Origin of the sequence: Treponema sp. UBA6852, assembly GCA_002449305.1 — a bacterium.
Lineage (GTDB): Bacteria > Spirochaetota > Spirochaetia > Treponematales > Treponemataceae > Treponema_D.
Window position 1 is genome coordinate 1 of sequence record DKDI01000017.1, and the last position, 6,331, is coordinate 6,331.

5 protein-coding genes and 1 pseudogene are annotated in these 6,331 nt (G+C 37.9%); 5 read left to right on the forward strand and 1 reads right to left on the reverse strand.

Features of this window, described 5'->3' with window-relative positions; all coding sequences use genetic code 11:
• Positions 1 to 303 precede the first annotated feature (303 nt).
• The 5 genes from B3209_RS04285 (at position 304) to B3209_RS04305 (ending at position 6,117) form a co-directional block, all read left to right on the forward strand.
• The gene (locus B3209_RS04285) at positions 304 to 1,623 is read left to right on the forward strand and encodes a hypothetical protein (RefSeq protein WP_296662581.1); all 1,320 of its coding nucleotides are present in this window, start codon (positions 304 to 306) and stop codon (positions 1,621 to 1,623) included.
• A gap of 199 nt (positions 1,624 to 1,822) precedes the next feature.
• Complete coding sequence (locus B3209_RS04290) at positions 1,823 to 2,779, forward strand: hypothetical protein (RefSeq protein ID WP_296689940.1); 957 nt, start codon at positions 1,823 to 1,825, stop codon at positions 2,777 to 2,779.
• Positions 2,758 to 3,300 carry a hypothetical protein gene (locus tag B3209_RS04295; protein WP_296689942.1) on the forward strand — a complete coding sequence of 181 codons (543 nt, stop codon included), beginning with the start codon at positions 2,758 to 2,760 and terminating at the stop codon, positions 3,298 to 3,300. The genes B3209_RS04290 and B3209_RS04295 overlap by 22 nt, the downstream gene beginning before the upstream one ends.
• A 94-nt stretch (positions 3,301 to 3,394) precedes the next feature.
• Positions 3,395 to 3,955, forward strand: coding sequence for a hypothetical protein (locus B3209_RS04300; protein ID WP_296662574.1), 561 nt, complete (start codon positions 3,395 to 3,397; stop codon positions 3,953 to 3,955).
• Between the two features lie 299 nt (positions 3,956 to 4,254).
• Positions 4,255 to 6,117: a hypothetical protein gene (locus B3209_RS04305; RefSeq protein ID WP_296662571.1), complete on the forward strand. Its 1,863-nt coding sequence runs from the start codon at positions 4,255 to 4,257 to the stop codon at positions 6,115 to 6,117.
• A 5-nt stretch (positions 6,118 to 6,122) separates the two neighbouring features.
• Here the strand turns inward: B3209_RS04305 and B3209_RS04310 are convergent.
• Positions 6,123 to 6,331: pseudogene (locus B3209_RS04310) on the reverse strand (hypothetical protein); the annotation flags it as partial.

Consider the following 6,331-nt stretch of genomic DNA (forward strand, 5'->3'; position numbering starts at 1 on the left):
TGCGATGTTTCTGAAAGAAACTCGGTTGATAATCTATTGAAAATTTCCAACAGATTCCTGACCAAGTTTACTGCGTAAACATCGCAGTGTCGTAGCACGGGAATGACACATAAATTACTGTTCTTATCAAAACTCGAAATTAAGGGTATTAACTTTATATACGATTTTTTTCAAAAACTGCAAGGTTTCTAAAATAATCTGCTGTGCCATTTGATTTTTTTGTGTTTTCTCTGTAAAATCAGTAACTAATATTTTGCTACTTTGTTTATAACACTTTTCTTTTTTAACTTTTGGAGGCTTTAAGTGAAAAAGGTTGTTTTGGGAATTGCAGCTGCACTTTTTATTGGAGCGGCTGCTAGCGCGCAGGTTTTGGAAAGAGCGCAGATTAAGAACACTTTGTGGACTGGATTTGGAAACCCGTTTGACGGCGACACAATGTTCTATGGTTTTACTGATATTTTTCAGGCAAGATTTGATCAGGGCAAGTTCACGATGGACGGAATGCTCAACATGGGCGCATTGGCAAACTATGAAAACGGCGGTGATGTTGACAACTTTGAAATTGGAACAACAAATTTGAATCCGCTTGCTCTTCACTACGGACGCAACACTAGAGGCGGCAACCACACAAATACGAATCGTGATGGTTATGATAATGCTATTAATTCAAACAACACAATTACTGACGCTTTTTATTTGAACTTTGTTTACCATATTAACCGCAACTTTGACTTTGGAATGGGAACAAAACTCAACTGGAAAGTCGGACCTGCTCCGGGATACGGCGACTGGGTTTGGGGACCTAACGCTCACGTAAGACAGGGCGGATTCAGCACAGCCTACGATGACCGCTCAGGCTCGTTCTATCCAAGCTCAACTTCATCTGACTGCGCAGGCTACTATAAGTTCAAAGTAGATGCTCCTGGCACTGCGGACGTTGTAGGATTCATTCCTTATTCAAATTCCTATGCAAGAAGAGGTCTTGGTGTAAGATATGTTTCAAAAGGAAAAATGAACTTTGAAGCTGGAGCTGCTATTCCTAACGGATTTAATACAGATGATCCTGCTGTAAACTTTGGTGTAAAGTTTGCTCCTGTAAACTGGATAAGCATTGGGGCTGCAATGGAAGGTGCATTTGAAGATGCCGCAAACTTCTACGCTGGCTCAACAATAGGCGCAAAAAACTTTTTGCTTGAAGTTTATCTTGCAATGGATTCTTTGTTTACAAAAGAAAAGGATGACGAGGCTTACGGAATTGGAGGCGCGATTACTTTCTCTGTTCCTAACTCAAAGCTTTCTTTGCGTCCGGAAGCCGGCTTGAACTTCTTTGAAAACGACGATTACACATTCGCTTGGTATGCTGGAGCTGCTCTTATTGTTCCTATTAACAAGGACTTCCAGTTCAATGCTTATGGTTCTCTTGCATTCGGTTCTAAAGACAAGGACTGGGACGATGACGACTGGAACGGCGGACACATCTTTACAATCCGTCCTTCTGTAAAATATAAGTTCTCTAAGAAAACAGACTTTGATCTTAACTTGAACTTGGAAAACAGAAAAGCATTCGACGGAAAAACACGCAATGCTTGGTCTTGCGGATTCTATGTAAGCCACATTCTGTAAAGAAAGATCTTTGGGTCAATGCCCGAAGATGACGGCTGGCTGCAATACTGTCATTCCCCGGCTTGACCTGAGGAATCTGTTTAAGCGCATTTATTTCTATATAAATGCAAGAGAATATGCTGTGGAATTCAGCTGAGGACCCACCACCGTAAAATCCGGACTTCTCTTAACTCTTTTTTTCGTTTAGGGGGATATCTAAATGAAGTTCATAAAGGCGTGTTTTGCCTTTTTTTTAATTTCCTTTCTTTTTGCCTCGTGCATGAACAGCGTAGGCGATTCAGATAATAATTCTTCAAATTCAAACAGCGAAAGAGCCTTGCTTTATGAAGAAGTTGCAAATACTGTGTGGTTTGCTTCAAATGAATATAGATTCGATTTTCCAGAAGATCAAGATAAAAAAATTGTTTACTTGAATTATATGCCGGACGGTGTTAATACAGAAAGATGGATTCAACTTACAGCAGAAGAAAGCGGCATAACAAAAGCGAAGATTATTTATTCTACAAATATACGCGAAATAGGAAAAACTTCTGAAGTTTCTTTTTATAAAGAAAGCAATGGCAATGTTTACTTTAAATGCGATTTTCTTTATGCAACAAGTATGCAGATTGCCGCAGATAACAGCGCTTCATTTTTTGACTATGAAAAAGTTCCTCCATTAAAATCTGACTATCTTGCAAATTTTGATGGAAAATATAAATTGAATAACAAAGGCTGGGAGTTGCAGATTGGTGCAAAACTTAGCATTGCTCAGGATATTAACCATTACTGGTTTGCAAATGTTCTTGCCACAGAATACGATGAAAAAACAAAAACTTATGATTTGCTTTTGGCTCACACTTCTCAAAATGGTGCGGCAGGCTCAACAAGTCCCGGCATAACTGGAAACGAGCCTTTTGTAACAAAGCAAGGTCTTTTCTGGAATCATTGCACCCTAAAAAATAATGGGGGGGGGGCAACTGGAATGTTAAGTGGTCTTCTAATTGGTACGATAGCCCTGCAGAAGCTTTGGATGCTGCTTTGGATATGGATGACACATTTTATGGTCCTACGGAAACAAAGATGCACTACGTCTTTAACTTCTATTTTGGAGTGCCTGTTCAGTCAAAAGATAGTAGCTTGGAATATTGGACTGTGGAAAGAGGAGGGCGGATAGGTGCTTATACACAAGATTCTGATGTTGCAAAAACTTGGACCTGGGCTGAAATAAAAAGCCACATTCCTAGCTATACAATTCCAGAAGACAAAATTGAAGATTACTGGTGGTATTCTACAAAGTCAATAACTTCTATAGAAAGTTCTTATGTCTATCCATTAAAAGACACAACGGAATTGTCTTTGGAAAGTTATGATATTTATCTTGCACTGAAAGATAAGAATTCCCCTGTTACTCTGGGATTTGTGCCAGCTGGAGAATATGAATTGAAAGGTACTGCTTGGGCTGGATATAAGGTTTCTTTTTCTGGTTCATCATGTACTATTATCTATCCTGTTGGAGGCAATACCGAAACTAAAACATTTGATGTAGTTCCTGATATTGAGAACAATCCTAATTTTCAGGATTTTGGAGATAACTATCCGAAAATAAGAATATTTTATAATCTTACGGGCAAATATCAAGTAAAACTTTATACTACAAGTAGAAAAAATACTAACGTAGTAGAATGGTCTAAATAAAGGATTAGTTTGCGGTAAATTGCACTGTTGTGTTCGTTTTCTAAAAACAGTTTAACTGCAAATTAATATTATCTTAATTACAATGGAGTTTTTTATGAAAAACACAAAATTTTCTTTTAACCGCGCCTGGTTGTTGTTAACCGCGCTTTTGATGTCTGTACTTGTAGCAGTTTCTTTTGCAGGCTGTAAATCTGATGATGACGATGATGCTTCAATTTATGGAACATGGGTTAATAAAACAGATACTTACACTGAAACCTATAAAATAACTGAAACGATGTTTTCAAATGGATATTATGAAGGAAACAATCTTACTGTAATAGAGTCTTCTGATTCTGCAGGAATTATTTATGTAAAATATACAAAAGCTTATGAATCTAGGACGGAAGATCCAAGCGACTCTTCTTGGACAAAATCATCGTATGAATATGGCGGTACAACTTATACTTCTTGCTATAGATATTCAGAAACAGCTCCTGATGTTGGCAAATGGTATGCCATAAGCTATAAGAACTTAACAGATGACACTATTTCAATATCTGGTGCATACAAGTATGGGGGGGCAACTTCTACGGAAACTCTGGATGAGGCAGTTTCTGAATTTACTATAGAAAACGGATATTTTGGAACATACTCCGACTGCACAAGACAGTAATAAAAAAGTGCGGAAGTCAATTTAGAATTTTTGCAAAAACAATGTTTTTAATGTCATTCCCGTGCAGTGCGCCGCAAGACAGACGGTGACACGGGAATCTGCTGCAAAATTACAACAGATTATCGACCGAGTTTCTTTCAGAAACATCGCAGGGTCAAGCCCGATAATGACACTTGAATAACTGTTTTTATAAAAAGTTGACATTTATGTTATTTAATTGTTATTCCCATGCCGCGATACGGGAATCTGTTATAAATTTAAAACATATCTTCGGGGCAAACCCCGAAGATGTCATTGGTATGAAAAATCTTATTGCTTTTCTTTTTGCCTTAGTTGTTTCTTTTTGTTCATTTGCTCAGGAACTGGAGCTTCCGGGCATTACAACAACAATTCACCGCGCAAAAAATCCAGAGCTTATCGTGCTGGACGAAGATGCTTTGTCTTCTTTTTCTTCTGCAGAACAGGCGTTGGAAAGCGCGGGCTTTGCATTTAAAAAAGGAAACAATGAGCTTACATTTCACGGCTATTGGAATTCTTCAATAAAAGTCTACATAAACAATGTTCTTGTGAACGATCCAAATACCGGCAAGTTTGATTTTTCTACCTTGGACTTTGCAACTGTAAAATCCATAAAAGTAAATCCTGCCGCGCAAAATGGCTCTGTTGCAATCTACATAACCACAGTTTCCTGCGACTTTAGCAAGATTCGTGTGAATGCGGAACTAAAAAGCCAAAGCTATCTTTCTTCTTTGAATGACAGTCCTACGGCAAGGGCTGAATTTTCTGTTCCCATTGTTTTTGAAAACGGCTCATCTCTTTTTGTGCATGAAGCCTTCAATGTTTCCCATAAGAAAAATCACTTTGGCTACCGTTCGCAGGATGCAACTTACAAGCTAGATTTTAGCGATTCGTATTCAGGCTACAAGAAAAATTATTCAGGCTACGAACGCACTCTTTTTAACAACTCGCTTTTTGCGGAATTTGCCACGCAGAAATTTCCCGGAGCTTCGTTTGGATTTTCAAGCTATGCAAGCTATTCCGATTCCAACTGCGGAAAAACTGGCGGCGCATATTTTACAGAAGAAAAGCAAAAAGACCTTTCGCTTGTTTTTGCATTTCCTGTGTTTATTCCGTTTGAAAATTGGAATTTAAAAGTTCTGCCGTCTTACAAATATTCAGACCTTGACTACACAAAGCATGCCCGCTTTTCAGATTTGGGAAACGAATACAAAGTAAGCAATTTTTCTTTTCAGGCGGAAAGTTCTGTCTTGGACTTTTTGGAATTTTACGCACTTTGCTCTTATGATTTTTCTGATGAAATTTCTTCTGGCAAAGAAAATGCAACTTATTCACATTCGCTTTTTTCTGCATTTTTTTCTCCGTCTTTGAAGTTTGAATATTTTGGTTGGAACTTTTCTTTATCGCTTCCATTTGATTACTTTGAGCCTTCAAATACATTGAGTTTGCTTTACAGTTTTTGCGCAGAACGGAACTTAAAAAATTTTGCGTTTTTCTTTAAGGCTTCAAAAAACATAACAAATCCTGTGTTTCAGCAGCTTTATTATTCAGGTGATGGCGGAATTGGAAACCCGGATTTAAAAAGTGAAAGCGCGTATTCGTTTTACACAGGACTTTCTTACTCGCAAAAATTCGGATTTTCTGTAAAGCCTTTCTTGATTTTTTATAGGGACAAAATCGGATGGGTGAGTGATTCAAGCACTTCCTGGTCGCCGGATAACTGGGGCTCTTCTGTTAACTGGGGCGCGGATTTTTATTTTTCTACTAAAGAGATTTTTGGCAACTTGGAGTTTTCTGCAAGCTATACTTTTTGCAAGGCAATCTTGACTTCAGGCGGCGGAACAAAAGGAAATCAAATAATGTACACTCCTGTTCATACTTTTTCTTTAACGGAAAAATATTCGTTTTTTGATAGCTTTACTTGGACGACTGTTTTTTCCTATAATTCAAAAAAATATACAAGCAACAGCAATACTCTTTATGTGCCGGATTATTTTAATTTGGACACAGGACTTTCTTGGACAGGGGAAAAATTTTATGCGCAGTTCTTGTGGCAAAATGTTTTTGACTTCCAGTATGTCCATGTTGACGGCTATCCTGCGCCGGGAACATCATTCACATTGAGCGCAGGAATAAAACTTTAAACTTATTATAATTTCTTTTTAAGCTCTAAAATTTTTTCAAGCGGAATACTTGTGACCATTGAAATTTGCTCTGGTGTTCCTATTTTTTCTTTAAGCATTTTTTGTGCAGTTTCAATAACTTTCTGATTTGCAATGTCATTAGCTATGCTTTGTGCAGTATCTTTGACCATGTTCCTAGCTATGTCCTTGGCCATATCTTGAGCCATGTTCTTTG

Coding starts and splice junctions, on each gene's coding strand:
- B3209_RS04300 (WP_296662574.1), top strand. CDS start 3,395: ATGAAAAACACAAAATTTTCTTTTAACCGCGCCTGGTTGTTGTTAACC.
- B3209_RS04290 (WP_296689940.1), top strand. CDS start 1,823: ATGAAGTTCATAAAGGCGTGTTTTGCCTTTTTTTTAATTTCCTTTCTT.
- B3209_RS04305 (WP_296662571.1), top strand. CDS start 4,255: ATGAAAAATCTTATTGCTTTTCTTTTTGCCTTAGTTGTTTCTTTTTGT.